The organism is Pseudomonas sp. RA_35y_Pfl2_P32, assembly GCF_963970735.1.
Taxonomy (GTDB): domain Bacteria; phylum Pseudomonadota; class Gammaproteobacteria; order Pseudomonadales; family Pseudomonadaceae; genus Aquipseudomonas.
Window position 1 is genome coordinate 89,528 of the sequence record NZ_CAXAQF010000009.1, and the last position, 19,611, is coordinate 109,138.

General features: G+C 60.3%; 13 protein-coding genes. 8 read left to right on the forward strand and 5 right to left on the reverse strand.

Annotated elements, in window-relative coordinates; translation table 11 throughout:
- Positions 1–552: 552 nt before the first annotated feature.
- Complete coding sequence (locus tag AACY45_RS11095; protein WP_339545498.1) at positions 553–2,961, reverse strand: glucose/quinate/shikimate family membrane-bound PQQ-dependent dehydrogenase; 2,409 nt, start codon at positions 2,959–2,961, stop codon at positions 553–555.
- 211 nt (positions 2,962–3,172) lie between these two features.
- Positions 3,173–4,555: a carbohydrate porin gene (locus tag AACY45_RS11100; RefSeq protein ID WP_339545499.1), complete on the reverse strand. Its 1,383-nt coding sequence runs from the start codon at positions 4,553–4,555 to the stop codon at positions 3,173–3,175.
- 279 nt (positions 4,556–4,834) lie between these two features.
- Between AACY45_RS11100 and AACY45_RS11105 the strand changes: the two genes are divergently transcribed.
- Complete coding sequence (locus AACY45_RS11105) at positions 4,835–5,065, forward strand: VF530 family protein (protein WP_339545500.1); 231 nt, start codon at positions 4,835–4,837, stop codon at positions 5,063–5,065.
- Positions 5,066–5,074: 9 nt separating this feature from the next.
- On the forward strand, positions 5,075–5,728 hold the full coding sequence (locus AACY45_RS11110; RefSeq protein WP_339545501.1) for a Pr6Pr family membrane protein: 654 nt from the start codon (positions 5,075–5,077) through the stop codon (positions 5,726–5,728).
- 43 nt (positions 5,729–5,771) lie between these two features.
- Here the strand turns inward: AACY45_RS11110 and AACY45_RS11115 are convergent, their stop codons facing one another.
- Positions 5,772–6,548 (reverse strand): siderophore-interacting protein, encoded by a 777-nt coding sequence (locus tag AACY45_RS11115; RefSeq protein WP_339545502.1) that lies wholly within the window; start codon positions 6,546–6,548, stop codon positions 5,772–5,774.
- Entirely contained in the window at positions 6,548–7,123 is a 576-nt protein-coding gene (locus AACY45_RS11120; protein ID WP_339545503.1) for a PadR family transcriptional regulator, read from the reverse strand. The genes AACY45_RS11115 and AACY45_RS11120 overlap by 1 nt, the downstream gene beginning before the upstream one ends.
- Before the next feature lie 555 nt (positions 7,124–7,678).
- Here AACY45_RS11120 and AACY45_RS11125 point away from each other — a divergent pair.
- From AACY45_RS11125 to AACY45_RS11150, 6 genes are all read left to right on the forward strand, one after another.
- Complete coding sequence (locus AACY45_RS11125) at positions 7,679–8,155, forward strand: CS1 type fimbrial major subunit (RefSeq protein ID WP_339545504.1); 477 nt, start codon at positions 7,679–7,681, stop codon at positions 8,153–8,155.
- Positions 8,156–8,263: 108 nt separating this feature from the next.
- On the forward strand, positions 8,264–10,786 hold the full coding sequence (locus AACY45_RS11130) for a CS1-pili formation C-terminal domain-containing protein (RefSeq protein WP_339545505.1): 2,523 nt from the start codon (positions 8,264–8,266) through the stop codon (positions 10,784–10,786).
- Positions 10,787–10,827: 41 nt separating this feature from the next.
- Positions 10,828–12,078: a hypothetical protein gene (locus tag AACY45_RS11135; protein WP_339545506.1), complete on the forward strand. Its 1,251-nt coding sequence runs from the start codon at positions 10,828–10,830 to the stop codon at positions 12,076–12,078.
- Positions 12,079–12,137: 59 nt separating this feature from the next.
- A complete protein-coding gene (locus AACY45_RS11140) occupies positions 12,138–12,881 on the forward strand; it encodes a molecular chaperone (RefSeq protein ID WP_339545507.1) in 744 nt (247 codons plus the stop codon).
- Between the two features lie 62 nt (positions 12,882–12,943).
- The gene (locus AACY45_RS11145; protein WP_339545596.1) at positions 12,944–13,453 is read left to right on the forward strand and encodes a CS1 type fimbrial major subunit; all 510 of its coding nucleotides are present in this window, start codon (positions 12,944–12,946) and stop codon (positions 13,451–13,453) included.
- A 51-nt stretch (positions 13,454–13,504) separates the two neighbouring features.
- Positions 13,505–14,722: a hypothetical protein gene (locus AACY45_RS11150; protein WP_445261178.1), complete on the forward strand. Its 1,218-nt coding sequence runs from the start codon at positions 13,505–13,507 to the stop codon at positions 14,720–14,722.
- A gap of 59 nt (positions 14,723–14,781) precedes the next feature.
- Here the strand turns inward: AACY45_RS11150 and AACY45_RS11155 are convergent, their stop codons facing one another.
- Positions 14,782–19,470 (reverse strand): NEL-type E3 ubiquitin ligase domain-containing protein, encoded by a 4,689-nt coding sequence (locus AACY45_RS11155; protein ID WP_339545509.1) that lies wholly within the window; start codon positions 19,468–19,470, stop codon positions 14,782–14,784.
- Positions 19,471–19,611 lie beyond the last annotated feature (141 nt).

Here is a 19,611-nt window from a genome sequence, read left to right on the forward strand (position 1 = left end):
TAACGGCTGCTTAGGGTTCCGCCCTTACGGCGGGTCACTTTTTCCAGACGCCGAAAAAGTAACCAAAAAGGCTTGCCCCGAGCGTTCGGCCCCTCGCCAAGGCTCGGGGTTCCTTCACTACGGTATCCATCCGGGGGCATCGCCCTCCGGTTTGCTGCGCTGCATCGCCCTCCGGTTTGCTGCGCTGCACCTCCATGCGATGTGTTCGACTGCGTCGAACGGCGCTGTGCGCCAGTCCCCGGATGGATACCTTCGCTCAGCCTGCCGATGGGGCGGGTGGATCAAGATCAAGAGCCAGAGCACGGCGACCTGCCGGTCGGCCTGAGTGGTAAGGGCAGGCGAGGCGGCCTACCGACCGGCCTGTTTTGCTGCGTTGGAATACCTCTGTGGGAGCGGGCTTGCCCGCGATGGCGCCCTCCGCCACACCGTAGATCCTGGCAATCTCCCAATCCCCCGCAGCCTCGGCAGTTGCTACAAAGGCAGGGCCGACATCCGGCACAAAAAAAGGCGACTACCCTGCGGTAGTCGCCTTTTGGTCACGGCCGGTGCAGCTTATTTCGGCAGTTTGTAGGCGATGACGTAGTCGCCCATTTTGGTGCCCAGGGAGCCATGGCCGCCCACCACGAGCAGGACGTATTGCTGGCCGTCCTTGCCGGTGTAGGTCATTGGTGTGGCTTGGCCACCGGCCGGCAGGCGGGACTTCCACAGTTCCTTGCCGGTGTTGACGTCATAGGCGCGCAGGTACTGGTCCAGGGTGCCGCTGAGGAAGCCGACGCCGCCGGCGGTGACGATCGAGCCGCCCATGCTGGGTACGCCGATCGGCAGGCCGATGGGCAGTGGCGAGCTGTCGCGGGTGGTGCCGTTCTTGCGTTTCCACACCACTTTGCTGGTGGTCAGGTCGATGCCGGCCACGTAGCCCCAGGCCGGTGCCTGGCAAGGTACGCCGAACGGCGACATGAACGGGTGCATGATCACCGCGTAAGGCGCGCCGGTGTTCGGTTGCACCCCAGCGGTTTCGCTCTCGCGCTTGCTGCCGGCCGCCACTTGGGCGCGGGGCACCATTTTCGAGACGAACGCCATGTAGTTCGGGCTGGTGAACAGCATCTGGCGCACCGGGTCGACCGACACACCGCCCCAGTTGAACACACCGACGTTACCCGGGTAGATCAGGCTGCCCTGTTCCGACGGCGGGGTGTATTGGCCTTCGTAACGCAGTTCCTTGAACTGGATGCGGCACAGCATCTGGTCGAACGGGCTGGCGCCCCACATGGCTTTTTCGGTCAGTTCCGGAGCCAGCAGGTTGAGGTCCGAACGGGCCTGGGTCGGTGCGGTGCGATCGCCCGGTACCGCGCCTTGCGGGACTGGAATCTCACGAATCGGCACGATCGGCGTACCGTCGCGACGGTCCAGCACGTACAGGCTGCCCTGTTTGGTCGGGGCGATCAGCGCCGGCTTGATGCCGTCGGCGGTTTTCAGGTCCAGCAGGGTCGGCTGGCTGCCAACGTCCATGTCCCACAGGTCGTGGTGGGTGAACTGGTAGTTCCAGCGCACCTTGCCAGTGGCCAGGTCCAGGGCTACCAGGCCGGCGCTGTATTTTTCGGCGCCAGGGGTGCGGTCGGCGCCCCATTGGTCTGGGGTCTGGTTGCCCAGTGGCAGGTAGACCATGCCGATTTTTTCATCGACGCTGGCCAGCGACCACATGTTCGCCGAGTTGCGGCTGTAGTGTTCGCCCGCTGGCAATGGCTCGGTGGCGTCCGGGTTGTTGCTGTCCCAGTTCCATACCAGGTGACCGTCGTGGACGTCGAAGGCGCGAATAACGCCGGACGGCTCGTTGGTCGACTCGTTGTCGGTGACGTGGCCGCCCATGATCACCAGGTCACGGGTGATGGCTGCTGGCGAGGTGGCGTAGTAGCCGCCCGGGGTGAACGGGCCGATACCGGTGGTCAGGTCGACCACGCCCTGGTTGCCGAAGTCTTCGCAGACTTTGCCGGTGTCGGCGTTCAGGGCAATCAGGCGGGCGTCGGCGGTCGGCAGGTACAGGCGGCGCGGGCACGCCTGGGCCACGGCCTTGCCGGCGTCGGAGATCACGGCCGAGGAAGGGCCGGCTGCTGCGTAGGCGTTTTCGTCATAGTAGGAAACGCCACGGCAGGTCATGTGGGCGAAGCCCTTGAAGCCCACCGGGCTCTTGATCTGCGGGTCGAAGCGCCAGATTTCCTTGCCGGTGTCCGGGTCCAGCGCCAGCACCTTGCTGTGGGCGGTGCAGGCATAGAGCATGCCGTTGACCTTGAGCGGGGTGTTTTCGTTGGTCAGCTCGACCGGGTCGCCAGCGGTTGGCAGGTCGCCAGTGCGCATGCGCCAGGCTTCTTGCAACTGGCCGACGTTGTCCGGGGTGATCTGCTTGAGCGGCGAGTAGCGGTCACCGAACTCGGTGCGGCCATAGGCCTGCCAGTCGCCGTCGGGCATGGTCGGTGCGGTGTTGGTGGTGTCGGCACTGTCACGGCCCAGTTCACCGAGCACTTCGCCCGGGTGGGTGAACTGGCTGCCCAACGCCGCGGCACCGGCCAGGACCACGGCCACGCTCAAGGCGGCGGTGCCCAGCGGCGCAGGGCCCTGGCGCAGCAACGGACGGCGGAACCACGGCAGCAGCAAGACGATGCCGAGGGCGAACCACAGCGACAGGCGCGGCACCAGTTGCCACCAGTCCAGGCCAACTTCCCACAACGACCACGCAGTACTGGCCAGCAGCACCAGTGCATACAGGCCCAAGGCGGCACGACGACCGGCCAGCAGCAGAATGCCAGTCAGTACCAGGCCGATACCGGTCAGCAGGTAGTACAACGAGCCGCCAAGCATGCTCAGCTTGATCCCCCCGGCCAACAAGGCCAGGCCCATTAATAGCAGCAGGATGCCGAGCAGGCTCGGCATCAGGCGACTTGGACTTGAAGCACCTTCAGTGCTCATAGTGCGATTCTCCGTGACGTTTTAAGTAGCCCTGCGCAAGTTCACTGTAGATCACGATCGTGCGCGGGCGTGGTTCAGGTAAAAACGGTGATCCCTGTAGGAGCGAGCTTGCTCGCGATGGACCCGAAAGCTACGCGGGGTGTCAGGCACCCAACGTCATCGTTTACGTCCATCGCGAGCGAGCTCGCTCCTACAGGGTTTGTGGCGCGGGTCAGAACGACGACTGGATCTTGATCCCGCCGATCAGCGCGTCATCCACATCGTTCACGCCACCGGGGTGGCGGATGTACTGCAGGTTCGGACGCACGGTCAGCCAGTTGGTCAGGTGCACGCCGTAATAGACTTCGGCGCTGTATTCGGTGTCTTGTGGCGGCAGGTAGGCCGGGTTGTCGTAGTCGAACACGGCGCGGGCCTGGTTGCTGGCCTCGGCGTTCTTGCGATAGGCCGGGTTGACGTGGACGCGGGCCATGGCAACGCCGATGTCATCCTTGGCGCGGGCATCGAACAGGCCTTTGTAGACCAGGCCGGCCTGGACATAGTTGTCGATGGCGTTGGTCTTCTTGTCGTGCATCGTGCCGTTGGCAAACAGGCTCAGGCCGCGGGAGTGGTCGCTGGCCACGCTGGTGACTTGCTGCTGGATGCCCAGCCACATGCCATGTTTGCTCGACGAGCTGCGATAAGCCTCGCCGCTGAGGGCGGCAGGCTGGCCGTAGCTGTCCTTGTAGACGTCGCTGGCCTTGGCGCTGCTGTAGTAGTAGCCGGCGCGGTATTCACCTGCCAGGCCATTGAATTTCGGGGTCCACACCAGTTCCACCGGGACCACGGTGCCCTGGGTACCGCTGCCGCTGAGCTTGAAGCCATTGTCCTTGTCCAGGTTGGACGGGTTCTGCTCGTAGGCGCCGATCTGGGCGTAGACCTCCGGGCTCAGGTGGTACTTGACCCGCAGCGCCCATTGGCTGACCGGCCAGTTGTACCAAATGCCGCCGGCCCAGTTGCCGACCTGGGAGCCGCAGAACGCCAGGTTCTGGAAATCGCAGGGGAAGCTGTTGAAATCCTCGCCTTCGCCGAACCGGCCGGCCTTGATATCGAGTTTCTGGTCGAGGAATTTCTGCTGGTACCACATCTGCGTCAAGCGTGTGGTCTGGCCCCGGCCCCAGACTTCTTGGGCCGAAGTGAAGCCGCCGACCCGTGGATCGTTGATCCGGTCGTTGCTGATGTTGTTGCCGCTGCGCTTGGTGAGGGTCAGTTGAAACTCGGCATCGTCCCAGCCGAGGATCTTTTGCAGGTCCAGGTGGGTGCCCAGACCGAACTGGTCGCTGTAGCGCGCGGTGCGATCGTGGTCGTAGCCGCCGTGCAGGTTGCTGCCCATCTCACCGGTGTAGTCGAGCTTGAAGTCGTAGCCTTTTGCCGCCAGTTCGCTGCGCGTGCCGTTCCAGTCGCCAAGCATCCACGGCGATTGGCTATCGAACGCCGGGGCGGCCTGAGCGCAGTTGGCAAGACCCAGGGCGGTGAAGCCGCCAATCAGGTTCAGGGTTCTACGGCGGGCAGCCGGTATTGAGACAGCGCTGTCTCTGGAGATCTGCAAATAAGGCATAAAGAAGAAATTCAGGGTCTTTTTCTAAGGGAGTGAGCTGCACGGGCAGGAGTGGAGGCCGTCAGCGGAAGCGTTTCAGCTTTAGGGTGCAAGGATAATGATCTGTTACAAATAGAGAAAGGGCTTTTCTCGACATGCTTCCTTTCGGATTCGGTAACAGTCCTACACGGCCGGTCAGGTGGCCTACATTTACCTCGCAGCGCACAGAATCCTTCCACCGGCTGTTCCCCTCGGCTAAGGTGCGCGCCTTCCCTTCCTGATTAGGTTCAAAGGCCCGGCATGACCGAACACACCACCGACCCGCTGCATGGCGTGACGCTTGAACAGATCCTCACTGCGCTGGTTCAACACTACGAATGGTCAGGGCTGGCCGAGCGTATCGACATTCGCTGCTTCAAGAGCGACCCGAGCATCAAGTCGAGCCTGACCTTCCTGCGCAAGACCCCCTGGGCCCGCGAGAAAGTCGAAAAGCTCTACGTCAAGCTGATGCGCACCAAACGCCCGCTCTAAGGAATGTCCATGGCTGTGGAGCTGACGCGAGGTTCGCCCGTCGAACGCCCGTGCATTCGCCTGGCTGCCGTACTCGGCTGGCTGGGCCTGAGCATCCAGCTGTACCTGGTGTTTTATGGACGCTGGAGTGTCGAGGCCAGTTTGCTGGGCGGCCTGGTGAGCTACTTCAGTTATTTCACGGTACTGACCAATACCTTGGCAGCGGCGGTGCTGACCTGCGCGGCCACGAGCCGGCAGTCCCGGGGCCGGACGTTTCTGTTGCAACCGTGGGTCAGCAGCGGCATCGCGGTGAGCATAACCGTGGTCGGCCTGGCGTACAGCCTGTTGCTGCGCCACCTGTGGCACCCGCAGGGCTGGCAGTGGGTGGCTGACGAGTTGCTGCACGACGTGATGCCGCTGCTGTTCGTGTTCTATTGGTGGCGTTGTGTGCCCAAGGGCCGCTTGCGCCTGGGGCATATCGGCCTGTGGGCGATCTACCCGCTGCTGTACTTCGCCTATCTCCTGCTGCGGGGGCGCTCGCTGGGGATCTACCCCTATCCCTTCGTGGATGTGGAAAAACTCGGTTATCTCCAGGTGTTTCTCAACGCCTCGGGGATCCTGCTCGGGTTTGTCGTGGTAGCGCTGGTGGCGCTGGGGCTGGATCGCTGGCGCGGATCACGTTAGTAGCCCGCAAGCTCGACAGCTGCTACAAGCGGCTACGGGCGGCTCAGTGGGGATCGAGTTGCCAGTAACCCACGGCTTTGACGAACTGTTGATCCAGGCCCTTGTCATCCAGCAGCACCCGGCGGATCTGGCGTGAAGCCTTGGCTTCGGTGGCGATCCAGGCGTAGAGCTCACCCTCGGGCAGGGACAGTTGTTGCACGGTGGTCAGCAGGTGATCCTTGCCCCCTTCGCGCAGGACCCAGATCACCTTGACCTCGGCCGGGCTGGCGAGCACTTGCTGTTCGGCGCCATTCTCGATCTCTACCACCACCAGCGCCCGTCGATTGGCAGCCAACCCTTCCAGGCGGCGAGCAATGGCGGGCAGGGCGGTTTCGTCGCCGATCAGCAGGTAACTGTCGAAGATATCCGGCACCACCATCGAGCCCCGGGGGCCGCCAATGTGCAGGAACTGCCCGGGTTGCGCCTGCGCCGCCCAGGTCGAGGCCGGGCCGTCGCCGTGCAGGACGAAATCGATGTCCAGCTCCAGGCGGTCCAGGTCGTACCGGCGTGGGGTGTAGTCGCGCATCGCCGGCATCGCGCTCCTGTCCTTGTCGACACCCAGCACCAGGGTCTCCAGCGTCGCCTGTTCTTCGGCGTTCTGCGGGAAGAAGACTTTTACGTGGTCATCGGTGCCCAGGCTGATGAACCCGGCCAGTTCCGGGCCACCGACGGTGATCCGGCGCATGCGCGGCGTCAGGTCGATTACCCGCAGTACCTGCAGGCGGCGGCGTTTGATTTCGTGCATGACGCGGTGGATGGTCTGGGTGATGACTACAGTCATTACGCATTCTCCTGAACCGAGGGTGCCAGCGGGCCATCGACGATGGCTTTGGCGGTGTTGTTGAGCAGGTCGCGGACCCGCAGGATTTCTTCCGGGCTCCAGCGGCCGTGGTGCATCTGCAGGGCGTGGCGCAGGTTATGCACCGCCTCGTGGATCTCGGCCGGACGGTCGTGCCCGCGCAGCGAGCGCTTGCTGACGTCAATGCGCATGCGCACGCCGTCCAGGGCAATCGCCTGTTCGCTCAGCGACTGGCGGCCGGCGTCGGTGATGGCGTAGCGTTTTTTGCCGCCGTCGGCGTCACCCAGGATCAGTTCGCTTTCTTCCAGGAAGGTCAGGGTCGGGTAGATCACCCCGGGGCTGGGGCTGTAGGCGCCGTCGAACATGCTTTCGATCTGGCGGATCAAGTCATAGCCGTGGCAGGGCTGTTCGGCGATCAACGCCAGCAACAGCAGTTTCAGGTCGCCAGGGGCAAATACCCGGGGCCCGCGGCCACCGCGTTCGCGGCCGGGGCCTGGGCGTTTTTCGAAGCCGTCGCGGCCGTCTGCGTGTTCGCGGTGGGAATGATGGTCTCTCATTTTTGCTTTCTCTCGTCGTGTTTAGACATAACTTAAGATATATCTTTAGAAAAATGCAAGCCTCCCGGATCAACGGTGCAGGTCGCCTGCAACCCCCGTTACCCCTTCCACGATCCTGCGAGGCGCTCCCGATGCGTACGCTTGGGCGTGGCTGGCGCCTGGGCCCAGGACGATTTGTTTATTGCACTCAAGGGTGTTTTTAGTGCTAACTCTCTAATTAACTGCTTCGCACCTTTATTTATTAAGGTCGTGCTATTAGTCTTACAGTAGTTACAGTGCGGATTCTCTCTGTATGGGATTTTCAGAGAATCTGTTTGTAGTTAAAGTCTTACGGCTAATAATGTTAATGTTTGATTTTCATTGTTTTTTCTTTCCGCTTGAATGGCGCTCCAGCTACATCAAGGACGGAACTTGCCTGCTTACTTTTAAAAATAAATGGTCGATGATTTGCTGGCTTTGAAAGTTGAGACAAAACGCCATCTCGGCGTACGACTGGTTAGCAGTCAGTTGTCGCTTTTAATGCATCGACCCTTTTAAAAAGACAGGTATTGAATGATGTTGAAGAAACTCGCGATCGCTGCTCCCCTGGCTGTACTGGCCTTCAGTTCCTCCCTGGCATTTGCCGCCACCGAAGCCCGCCACTCCATCAGTCTGATTGCCCATGTCCCGGCCGATGATTTCTATGCCGTCCCGGTTGATCCGGATCTGGTCAACAAGGACCAGGACATGAGCTTCAACCCATCGACCGGTGCCATGCGTACCGTGGACGGGCACTTTGACGTGCTGCACACCGCTGGCAAGGTCAATGCCCGTCTGGAAGGTACGCCCATGCTGATCGGTGGCAGTAATACCATTGCCCTGAAAGTCGAGCTCAACGGCAAGCAACTCACGACCACTTCCCAGGAAGTCGTCGGCGCCGACGAGTCGAACGCTCGCTACCGCGCACCGTTCAAAATCTCCGCCATCGGTGCCAAGCCTGAAGCGGGCGACTACACCGGCATCGTCACGATGGTGGTCGAGCCTTCTGTGTAAGCGCAACCCAGGACCTTAATCGCTTACTGCTCTCAGTAACGAACCGGCCGGCAAACATTCCTGTTTGTCGGTCGGACATCGACTTCTTTGCAATCAGAGTATTCGTTCATGTTCCCGATGACGCCCATCGCGACGGCGCTTGCGCTGCTGCTTTGTAGCAGTGCATTTGCGGCGCCCGCGTCCGTTGACAATACGCCGCGAAGTTTGCTGGCCCAGGCCAAAGGCTTGCCGGCAGAGTTCGAGGAGCATTTTTTTGATGTTCCGCTGGCGGTGCGGGTTGAACTCGATCAACAACCGCTGGGCGAGGCGATGATTGTGTTGTCCCGCGATGACCGGGTGACCTTGCTCGACTTCACCGACACCAGTGACAGCCGCTTCGGCGCCGGTGAGCGTGAAACCTGGGCCGATATCCTGAAGTCCGGCGTGGCGCTGGGCGCCTGCACGGGCCAATGCCCGGAACAGATGCTGGCGGTGCACTACAACCTGGAAAATTCTTTGCTGTCGATCGTCACCGAAAATGCCGAGCGCGATAGCCAAGCCAAACATTTCTACGATCAGCCCGAAGGTGGCAGCAGCGGGTTGATGGTGCGTAACCAACTCAATCTCAACGGCGGCCAGGACCAAGACCTGGGCGGACGTTTTGGCCTCGAAGCCAGCGCCAGCCTGGGTAACTGGAGCCAGGCATTGAATATGCAATTGGCGCGTCTGGGTGGTCCGGACGACAAGACCTATCACGCCGTGCATGAGCTCTACACCCAGCGCGAACTGCAGGGCAGTTTTTTGCGCCTGGGCTATTTCACCCCCAGCTCCGAAGGCCTGACACGCGAACCGCGTTCCTTCGGTACCAGCCCCGACACGGCGGTGGGCGTGATGTATGGCAGCTCCGACAGCCTGGCGATCGACAGCCCCAAGCCCAGCGTGTACCCGGTGTATGTTACGGCCAACCGCCAGGCATCCGTGGAAATTTATCGCGAGGGCCTGCTGATCAACACGCAGTCGGTGCCGGCCGGCTTGCAGACCCTCGACACGCGCCCGCTGCCGGGTGGCATCTACGAGGTGGAGGTGCGCTTGATCGAAGACGGTCAAATCACCTCGACCACCCAGGAGCTGATCTACAAGCCCAACAACTGGCGCAACCACGAAGAGCGCTGGCGCTACAACCTGTTTGCCGGGCAGGAAAGCAAATTGCTGAGCAATTGGGATGAGCAGGACAGCGGCGATGTCACCGCGGGTGCATCGATCAACTACCTGCTGCACCCGCGGGTCATACTCGGGCTGTCGGCCCGCCAGGTGCAGGAAAAGCTGCAGTACGGCAGCTCCATCGACTGGAGCCTGGGCAACAGCCTCAGCCTGTACGCCAACCTCTACCAGACCCAAGATCACGGCACCGGCGCCGACCTGCAAGGCCTTTACAGCTACGGCGCCGGCAGCCTGGTGATCAGCCACAACCGCAGTTGGCTCGACACCACCAACACTTACGAAACCCTGCCCGACGGTACACGTGTGCGCCAACGCAATGTGTTTGCCGGCGAGACCAGCAACTCATCGCTGGCGCTGAATCATCGGATCAGTCGCAAAAACTCGCTCAATGCGCGGGTCTCCCACAGCGAGGGCAACGTCGAAGGCGTGGGGGTCGACCTGGGTTGGACGCAACGCACCGAGTTGTTTGGCAGCGATGCCAACTGGCGGTTGTCGCTGTTCGATCGCCCCGGTAGTTACAGCAGTGGCGATGCGCGTAATCGCGGGGTGGACCTGAGTGTCAACGTGGCGCTCGGTGGCCCTGGGCAGCAGATTTCCGGGAGCATCGGCAGCCGCACGGCCCGTGACGGCAGTCGCGACAACAATGCCTCGTTCGGCTACCGCAAAGACCTGCAGGACCACGTATTGCAGAGTGTCTCGGTGACGGCACTCACCGATACCTATGGCGTCGGCTTGTCGAGCCTGGCGAGCTTCAGCTCCGACGCCGTCAACGGCGACGGGTTTATCCAACGCTCATCGTTCAGCGAAAAATTCACCGGTGGCGTGAACCTCGACAGCACCCTGGTGGTGGGGGCGCAACGCATGGCGCTGACCAGTCAGCATCAAGGGCGGGGCGCCGGGATGATCGTCGACGTCGAGTCCGACATCGACGGGATCGCCCTGCGTGCTGACGACCTGAGCGGTGGCAGCGCGGCCTTGCGACCGGGGCGCAACTTCATACCGCTGACGGCTTATCGGAACAGCTCGGTGAGCTTCGACTTCGAAGGTAATCACGTGCCCGCGGCCAGCATCGAACCGGCGCGCACCCGCTATCACCTGAACAAGGGCGGCGTGGAGTACCGCAAGCTGCGGGTGATGAAAACCCTGACCGTGCTCGGACGTCTGCTCGACCCGCAGGGGCGGCCGCTCAAGGGCCACCACGTGATCAATCACGCCAGCCGTGGGGTCAGCGAGGTCGATGGCTTCTTCTCGATGGAAATGAACGCCGGCTCACCGACCCTGGAGGTGCGTTATGCCGACCAGTTGCTCTGTCAGTTCCGGCTCGATATCGACCAGCACCGCAATGAAAACAACGTGCTGATGATCGGTGATTTGCGCTGTTCTCCGGACACCCTGGCGGACGCCACCCACAACGCCGAGACGGCGGGCTGAGCCGCCTGGTGTTGAATATGGTTATCGGAGGTAAGGCCTACATGAACGTCTCGCGTTCTTTCATTTCACGTACGGGGCTTTGGTGGGCGGGAGCCTTGCTCGCGTCTGCGGTCGCCCTTCCGATCGAGGCCCATGAGGCAACGATCACGGCGTTGTTCAAGCCGGATTCGGCTCACCCGCATCTCAACAAGTTTACGAATACCACGCCGCCCAGCGGGTACTGCCAAAGTCATGCCCTGCAATGCGAGGGAGATGATTTATTCAGTTTGCAGGTGCCGATTCAATTCCATTCGCGCGCACCGATTCTGGCCGATCATGCCTCCCAGCGACAAGGTGCGATGTTAAAGGCACCGGCCAATTGGCGTGACCTGACGGTGATACACGAGTCGACCGGTGACCCTCAAAGGGTCCGCATACGCATCGCTGGCATTGGCACGCGCGCTGTCACCGATGATGTGAAGGAACTGGTGGGCGGGGCCGAGGATTACCGGATTGCGCACAACCGTTTGTGGGGCTCGAGTTGGGTGTACGCACCACCGCCGTGCGACTACACGGGCAGTGGTTTTTACAGCACCAATTTCTACGACTTTTTCTGGAAAACGCCCAGGGTGGGGGCCTGTGCAAAACAGGCGAAGTACAACGTCCCATGGTTGCGCTTCGATTACCTGGATTTCGCCTACGAGTTGGAAACCCCCGATCCCTTGAAGATGTCAGCAGGGCACTACACCGGCTCACTGACCTACACCATCGGCCCCAACGGCGATTTCGATTTCGGTGACGTGCTGCTGCCGAGCGATTCGGCGTTGACCCTGAACTTCAATCTCGATGTGCAGCACACCCTCAAGGTCGATATCCCGCCGGGTGGCGAGAAGGTCAATCTGGTGCCGGCGGGCGGCTGGCAGAGCTGGCTGCAAGCCGGGCGCCGGCCCGTTCGGTTGTTCCGTGACCAGACCTTCAATATCTCGGCCAGTTCTCGATTCAAAATGTTTTTGCAGTGCTCAATCAGCGACGGACGAGGCTGCTTTATGGCTGATCGGGATTTGATACTTACCGCTCCATTGAAAGTCAGCGTGAGCTTGCCAGGTGGCTTGACTGATACCAGGGGAAGACCGGTCCAGCGTCAGGAACTGCTGACTGAAGGCGGCGCCGTGACTTTTCAGCCGGGCCACTATGTGGATCGTAAGCCGGGTACGTTGCACTTCGAACTTGAGAAACCCGATCACTTTTTTTTGCCAGGGGCTCCAAAGCACTATTTTGGCAGCGTCACCGTGATCTGGGATTCGGAAATCTGATGGGCCGCCTATCGAGGGACCGCGCCTGTGTTGTGTTCACTGTCATGAGGTTCAAGGGTATGAAACGTCTGTGGTTGCTGTTGGGTATGAGCGGGTTTTCTCTGGTGGTTCAGGCCGGTCCGCAGATCAACGTCGGAACGGTCTACGACTACCTGGACGGCGGCAAAAGCACCTACCTCAAACGCGTGTTCAACAGCGGCGACAGCACGGCGTTCGTCAAGGTCAACATCCTGGAAATTATCTACGACGCCGATGGTAGTCACCGGGAAGTACCGGTGGAGCCACAAACCGATGGCAGCAGTCGCAATGGCTTGATGGCCAGCCCGGCGCGTCTGATCGTCCCTGCCAATGGCATGCAGGGCACACGCTTGCTGCTCATGGGCGACCGTGACACTGAGCGCTATTTCCGTGTGCGCTTCGTGCCGGTGGTGCCGGAAAAGGAAGATGAGTTCGCGGTTTCGAGTGAAGAGCGCGAGGCCTACAAGGAGAACCTCTCGGCGGGCGTCAACGTCATGACCGGGTTTGGCACGGTGTTTTTTGTCCGGCCGAAAAACAGCCGCTTCGACAGCGTGATCGATGACAGTGCCGGGGTTTACCGGCTGCGCAACAACGGCAACACCGTGGTGGTGATCGATGAGTTTCGCAACTGCTCGCTGAAAAACGAAACCGAGTGCGAGCCGACCACCAAGCACCACATCCTGGCGGGCAAGACCTTTGAGTTCGAGAAAAAAAGCGGGCGTGAGTACCGTTTTAACCTGGTGGAAGGCGCCTCAAAAAAGGCCCTGCGCATTGCCAATCAATAAAACCCTCGGCAGCGAGTCGGCATAACCGGCTCGCTGATTTTTTGATGCAACAGGTACCTGACATGATCAAGCAATCGACCATCGCGGTGTGGATGGGAGGGGTGGCGCTAACGCTGGTGAGTGCCCAGGTGTTCGCGGCGCGCGAAGAGCACCGGTTCGAAGTCTCGGTGGACATACCCACCCTGGGTTTCTATGTGATACCGGCCGAATCGAACTGGATACACCTGCAACAGACGTTGCCGTGGAACATCAACACCAAGGTGCTGGAGGGGCTGCGCAAGAACTTCGACGTCAAGCACGACAGCAGTGCAATCGAAGCGCGGCTGGAGGGGCAGCCGTACCTGTCCAACGGACGTGATGAGCAGAACATCTACTTGCGCGTCAGCTTCAATGGCCGGGAGTTGAGTCACGACCCGCAGCCACGGGAAGTGGTATCGGTGGCGCAAGCCATGACCGGTGGACGTTTCCCCCTGGAGATAAAACCGATTGTACCGCCCGGCGGCTATCAGCCCGGTCAGTATTACGGCAGCGTCCAGGTGATGTTCAACGCTGCGGCGCCAGCAGGAATTTGAGGGCTTGAGTGAGTGATCCGTACATCCGCAATACTCACCGCTACACAGGGCATGCTCATCATGGTGTTCATATTGGCCGCGTTTCTACCCTGTTCCGCCGCAGCGGTTTCCCAGGAGATTCGGGCCGTATTCAAGCCCGATCCGGCTAACCCGCAATTCAATGCGTTCGAGAACAGAACACCACTGAGCGGCTTCTGCCTGGATAATCCTGCGCAGTGCCGGGCCGACAAGCTGTTCAGTCTGCGCCTGCCCATCCAATCCTTTTCCAATGCCACCATTGAGGGACAGCATCTCAATGAGCGAATGGGGGCGATGTTCAATATCCCGTCGCAATGGCAATCCATTACCGTAACCCATCCCACGGCCCCGCCGCAGGAGGTCAAGTTCCGGGTGGCAGGCATGGGCGTGGCATACAAGTTGCCCAAGCCCGCACCGGAACTGACCGACGGGTTGGGTCACAACTACGTTTGGCAAGGGGGGATCTGGGCTTATGCGGGGCCGCCGTGCACAGGCCTGCTCGGTGCCGGGAATGACATCGGCTTCAACAGCTTCTGGCGACATCCGCTGGGTACGGGGAGCTGTGCCAAGCGGGCGATGTTCGATATTCCCCAGCCATTCAAGTATGAGACGTTCGACATCACCTACGAGTTGGTCACTCCCAATCCCCTGCAAATGGTGTCGGGTCAATACCGCGGGCAACATGTGTTTCGCGTGGGGCCTGGCCAGGATTTCGATCTGGGTGATGTGATGGTGGCCAATGCTGAGGTGATCGCTCTGGATTTCCTGCTCGACGTCGAGCATGAATTGAAAGTCGAGATACCTCCTGGCGGCAGCGTGGTGTCACTGGTGCCTGCAGGCGGCTGGCAGGGCTGGCTGCAAACCGGGCGTAAACCCGTTCGATTGTTCCGCGACCAGACCTTCAATATCTCCGCGTCATCGCGTTTCAAGATGCAGTTGGAGTGCGAGATTTCGGGCGCCTTTTACGACTGCATGATTCAAGACCCGGTCTCGAAAAAATCGGTCGAGTTGCAAGTCAGCGTCAGCCTGCCCAATGGCCTGACCGATCTTGCCGGACAACCCGTCAAGCGCCAGCGCTTGAGAGCGGGAGCGGCCAATGCTCCACAGTTTCAGCCCGGTTTCTATGTCGATAGAGCGCCCGGTATTCTGCACTTCGAAATTGCGCAAAGCCAGATGGAGTTCATGCTGGAACCCGGCGTGGCATCCAGCTACAGAGGCAGTGTCACCGTGATCTGGGATTCTGACATGTGAGGCATCACGCTCGGTCACCCTGACGGCTGTTTTCGCCGGCAGGGTGACCGCGCCTGCTTTTATTGTTCAGCCCTGCGCAAGGCGGTTCGGGTCAAGCGCCGCGACAGTTCTTTTTCTTCATAACCCAGGTCCACCTGTAGCCGTTCGTAGGCTCCAGTGCTCATAGGCTCATCGGTAAAGACCACGGTCGGCGGAACCGGTAAATCGTTCATCAGTTCATTGAGTCTGGCGCGCAGGCCCGCGCGTTGCAGCTCGGTCAACTGCGTCGAGTTGACCCATTCATGTTGGGTGGTGCGCAGGGTCTCCAGTTGTTCGGACTTGAGCTGATAGAGCTGCGTGTTGTTTTCCAATTGCACCGGATAAGTCTCGTGCAGGTAGGTTTGCCAAAAACCCTGTTCAAGCATTCGATTGACCAGACCGTCGCCCTCTCCCAAGGCTTGCACGGTCTCAAAGGCTTGATCGATCATCGCATCGGTGACGCCGGACACCGGCCGGTACAGCATGCCCCTCGACTGCCAGGGCAAATCAAGGCGTTCTGCCAATCCGGTCTGATAAGCCAGGTAAACCTCGACATCGTCAGGGTTGCCGCTCCGGGAATCGATATCGCTGCGGGCAATGTCATTGACCTGCTCCAGCCGCGCCGCGCCTTTGGCCAGGGTCACCAGTTTTTGCTCAAGCTGCGCCGGGTCGGTCGAGTACAGATGTGCTTCAGCAGCGAGTACCTGGATACCCATATGGTTGAACACTTGGGCGCCGGCATCGGCGCAGTCCACCGGAGCGCTGGCCATGGTGAACAACGTTTGCCGCAGGCGATTGTCGGTGTGCACCGCATCGAGCATGCGCCAGGCGCGCTGCATCAGTTGGGCCTGAGCATCGCCGCCTGCACGATAGTCGGCTGATTCGCGCGTCTGGGTGAGCAGGTCCATAAAGGCCTCGGCACCGGGTTCGCTCTCCACCTCAGACAACCGGGCTGAACGATCGATACCCCACCCCGGTACATCGCTCCATTGCAAGTCGCTATAACCTGAAACGATGACCAGGCTTGGCTGATTTTCAGCGGTGACAACGGGTTCCGGGGGCAGGGCGCAGGATCTTCGTACCTTCTGATACAGCACCTGGTTCAGTTCCGACAGACTGCCCACATCCACCCGTGTACGTGCCAGCACCCAGGCATTCTCTGAACCGGGCACTACGTCAGGCAACTGGCTGATCGGATTGCCCTGCAGATTGAGCAGGAAACCACGGGGTCGAGGCCTGGCAAACGTACCGTCGGGCCAGGTGCTAGCCCCGGTGTTTTTCAATGACACGACTTTCAACCGGGGCATGCGGGCAATGTTCGGCAACAACGCCAGCGGGTTGTCATCCATTCTGAGGATTTGCAGGTAGGTCAATTGCTTCAACTGCTCGACTGCGGGGGTGTCCAGCACCATCCGGTTGGCGCTGAGCCGCAGGCGTTCCAGCCGGTGCATCGCGCCAATGCCGTTGGGCAAGCGAGTCAGCTCACAACCTTTGGCGCTGAGTTCGCGAAGGTTGGGGAAGTCTTTCAGTAGCCCGCTCGATTCTGCGCTGAACCGGGTGTTGTCGAGCTTGAGCACTTTGACCCTGTCGAGGAACTTCCTCAACTCAGGCGGTATCTTGCTCCACCACAGTTGCAGGTCCAGTGGCAGCAGTTCTCTGGAAAGGTCGAGCGAGTAGGAGGAGGGGTCGGTACGGTTGCCAAGTTCCGTGTGTGTGCGCTCGAAACAATCAATCAGGCGTTCGGCAATGTGTTGACCGCCGCCGTTGCGAAAACCCTTGGAGTCGGGCCCCCACGCGTCAGGTTGCTGGTATTGCCAACGGTTGAGGATCACGCGCAACTCATCGAGATCGTTCTCCAGGGTGTCCATGGCCTTGAACGGTTCACCCCTGGCGATCAGGGCATTGGCAAAGGCATTGACTTCGCTTTCGCTGAAGTGCGGATGAAGGTCTTGAATGCGTTCGTGCAAGGTCACGCCCAGTCGACTGAGTGTCGGGCCGCGAAGCAGCAGCTGGGTCTCGTGCTCGGCGACGGGGCGGATCGGCGGTTTTGCCAACAGGGTTCTGCGCTCATGTGCCGGCGCTGTTTTGGCGATGACCCACTCTTTGAATGGTTCACCGTCACCCGGGCGGTAGCCCAGCGATGGGTATTTTTCGGCCGGTAGCGCGTGCAGGATCGACTCATAAAGGTTATCGCTGCTGTGGATGATCGAACCGTCGGCATCCTGCGCCTCGTACTGCCCGGCATCGTTGCGAATCAATACCCGCACGTGCGTGGCATCGTCGGGTCCGGCACTGCACCGCAGCGCTCCCGCGAGGGTGGCCTGGCGGATTTCGATCCGCAGGTCGCCGAACAGGTCGGTAGCGGTTCGCAATGACCCCAGCACCAGGCGTTCGGTGTCGAGGTTGACCAGTGAGTCTTTGTACAGTCCCTGTGCGGCACGCACCGCCTCCGTCTCGAATTGCATCTCGCGCGCCCTAGTCTTGAGGCGCAAGGGCAGGAGGGATTGTTCGCTGATCCGCTGTTGCTCCAAGGGCGTGATGTCAGCCAGGACTTTTTCCACGACGCTGGGCGGAAGGTCAGGGAAGTGTTGTTGAATCATCTTGGCGTTGGCGTCGAGCATTGGCGCGGTGCTGGCAGGCGCGTCGGGGGCGAGGCGTTGCAGGGTATCGACCAGCAGTGGCGGTGGCGCCGCACTGTCGAGGTGCATCCTGCGCAATACGGCTTCTTCGGTACCACTGATTTGGCGAATCCGCTCCAGTTGGCTGTCGCTGTAGGTGTCGATGCTGTGGCCCAGGCGACGCATCAGTTGAGTGCCTTCCCACTGGCGTGGGTTTTCCACCTCGCTGACCCAGGCGCCGTGCCCGTTGTGCTTGAGCGCAGGGGCATAGGCGTGCGGCCGTTGCGGATGCTTGAGGGTGTATTGCGACGTGTTCGGGTCTTTTTTTACTTCGAAGTACTGGTTGTCCAACGGCAGAATCTGCTTGCCCTGATACTGATGCACGCCGTGTGCATCGGGTTCTGAAGTCAATGGCAGTACCAGGTCCGACTGTAGGTAGGGCGAGAGATCCGGGTTCCACAGACGGCGCTGACCGTCAGGCAAGGTGATGGGCTTGAGGTTTTCGACAAACGGCGAGAGCTTCAGGCGAACGCTACCCGCGATGTTCGCTCCGGCCGCGAAGATACCCAATTGAACCATGTCCTCCAGCACGCCGAGGGCTTGTCCCCCGGCCTCGATCCCATGTCCCTCGGCCCAATCGACAATGCCCTCGAATACGCCATCGGTCAGTTGATAGGCGGTGTAGGCCAACATCAACTCGCCGAGAAACGGCACAAAGGGTGTGACCACCAGCAACGCGACGTTGAGGATGTCCGACAGCATTTTTTCCAGGTTGTCCCACCAGGCCCAGCGCGCCATGCGGTCGACGTATGAGGTGGAAATGGCAATTTCCCGGGCATCGTTGAGGATTTTGTTGAGTGTCTGCTGGTAGCAGTAGCGCCACAGGTCGCCATCGAATGCGCCTCTGCGATCATCTTCAAGGCGGGTTACGCTGAACTGCAGGTCCGGCTTGTCCACCGCCGTTTCGCGCCAACTGGGGAGATCGGAGCCCGGGACGGCGGGGTGCCAGGTCACCTTGCTCAAGCGCTCATTGAGCCGGGAAAAAAAGTACCCCCGTTGTTCGTGCGCCACGAACTGGCTGAAAAATTGCTGGTAGCTCTGGGGCAACGGCAAGCCGGTCGAAGTGGGCGTTTTTGATGCCGGGCTATCACGCAGTTGGCGAGTCAGTTCGGTCATGAACTCGATCGATGATGCGTACTCCTTGAGTGGGTGTTCCGGGTCGTGGGGTATGTAGGCAATCAAGCGCTCGGGCTCAGCGCTGGTCGATGCCCCACAAACCATCAGGATAATTCCGGTCAGGGAGGTATCCATCATTGCCAGGTTGCAGTAACTGACGGGGTTGCCGTTCCATTTCAGGTTTTTGCGCTTGTCGAGGGTGCCTTGTACCACCTCATAAGCACTTTGACTGATGTCTTTTTTCATCAGGGCCAAGTGGGCGGCGGCCTTCAGCGCGCTCTTCTGGCTGAGGATGATTTTGTGCTGCAGGGTGCTGCTGGCCACGCTGTCCGAGGGCAGTAACACGGCCTTCAAGTGTTGTTGATACTGGGCACCAATATCCAGTTCACGGCACAGTGACTTGAACTGTTCAATGCTGATCTTGGGTTTAAGGGGCTTTATCAGGAAGTGCCCGCGAGCATCGGGTTGGGTGATGAACTCGGAGTCGTGGGTAAAACTTTCATGGGTCGCGAAGTTATGCAACGCCGCGTCCAACAGGGAAATCGTGCGGCTGGTGACTGCCGATGCGAAATCAGGGGTCCACCAGGACGTGGCGGCCGGGGCATAGAGTCGCAACCAGGTTTGCTTGACGTCGACCTCGATACCGTAGCGATCCTTGAGGGCTTTTTTCAGCAGTGGTTCGGCAAAGGCCTGGACGTCCTGCAGGCTGCTGAGTGCCTGGTCGACATCATTCTGGGTGGCCCAGTGGTCCTTGATTGCACCTTGCAAGCGCAGGTGCGCGGAAGCCGGGGCTGCCTTGTTCCATTGCGGGATACGCAGTGGCGCACTTTTTAGTTCGTTGACTCGGGAAGGGGACGTTTTTTTCAACCAGTCCGGAATGACCTTCTTAATAAAGTCATGGTGCTTGCTTTTGTTATTCAAGGCGAGCGCAGTCATGTCTGGCGCGAGTGGCCTCGACGGAATAATGTGCATGTTTTTCATCCGATTACTGAATGTTGAAACAACAGACTAAGTAAACGAATGGGTGAAAAAAAGTTCAAATACAGACTGGGTTTTAGCCAGTCTGTTAGTTAATAC

What these genes read in the sequence shown, in the direction of transcription:
- AACY45_RS11095 (WP_339545498.1), bottom strand. Translation starts at nt 2,961, where the DNA reads ATGAGCACTGAAGGTGCTTCAAGTCCAAGTCGCCTGATGCCGAGCCTG.
- AACY45_RS11100 (WP_339545499.1), bottom strand. Translation starts at nt 4,555, where the DNA reads ATGCCTTATTTGCAGATCTCCAGAGACAGCGCTGTCTCAATACCGGCT.
- AACY45_RS11105 (WP_339545500.1), top strand. Translation starts at nt 4,835, where the DNA reads ATGACCGAACACACCACCGACCCGCTGCATGGCGTGACGCTTGAACAG.
- AACY45_RS11110 (WP_339545501.1), top strand. Translation starts at nt 5,075, where the DNA reads ATGGCTGTGGAGCTGACGCGAGGTTCGCCCGTCGAACGCCCGTGCATT.
- AACY45_RS11115 (WP_339545502.1), bottom strand. Translation starts at nt 6,548, where the DNA reads ATGACTGTAGTCATCACCCAGACCATCCACCGCGTCATGCACGAAATC.
- AACY45_RS11120 (WP_339545503.1), bottom strand. Translation starts at nt 7,123, where the DNA reads ATGAGAGACCATCATTCCCACCGCGAACACGCAGACGGCCGCGACGGC.
- AACY45_RS11125 (WP_339545504.1), top strand. Translation starts at nt 7,679, where the DNA reads ATGTTGAAGAAACTCGCGATCGCTGCTCCCCTGGCTGTACTGGCCTTC.
- AACY45_RS11130 (WP_339545505.1), top strand. Translation starts at nt 8,264, where the DNA reads ATGTTCCCGATGACGCCCATCGCGACGGCGCTTGCGCTGCTGCTTTGT.
- AACY45_RS11135 (WP_339545506.1), top strand. Translation starts at nt 10,828, where the DNA reads ATGAACGTCTCGCGTTCTTTCATTTCACGTACGGGGCTTTGGTGGGCG.
- AACY45_RS11140 (WP_339545507.1), top strand. Translation starts at nt 12,138, where the DNA reads ATGAAACGTCTGTGGTTGCTGTTGGGTATGAGCGGGTTTTCTCTGGTG.
- AACY45_RS11145 (WP_339545596.1), top strand. Translation starts at nt 12,944, where the DNA reads ATGATCAAGCAATCGACCATCGCGGTGTGGATGGGAGGGGTGGCGCTA.
- AACY45_RS11150 (WP_445261178.1), top strand. Translation starts at nt 13,505, where the DNA reads ATGCTCATCATGGTGTTCATATTGGCCGCGTTTCTACCCTGTTCCGCC.
- AACY45_RS11155 (WP_339545509.1), bottom strand. Translation starts at nt 19,470, where the DNA reads ATGACTGCGCTCGCCTTGAATAACAAAAGCAAGCACCATGACTTTATT.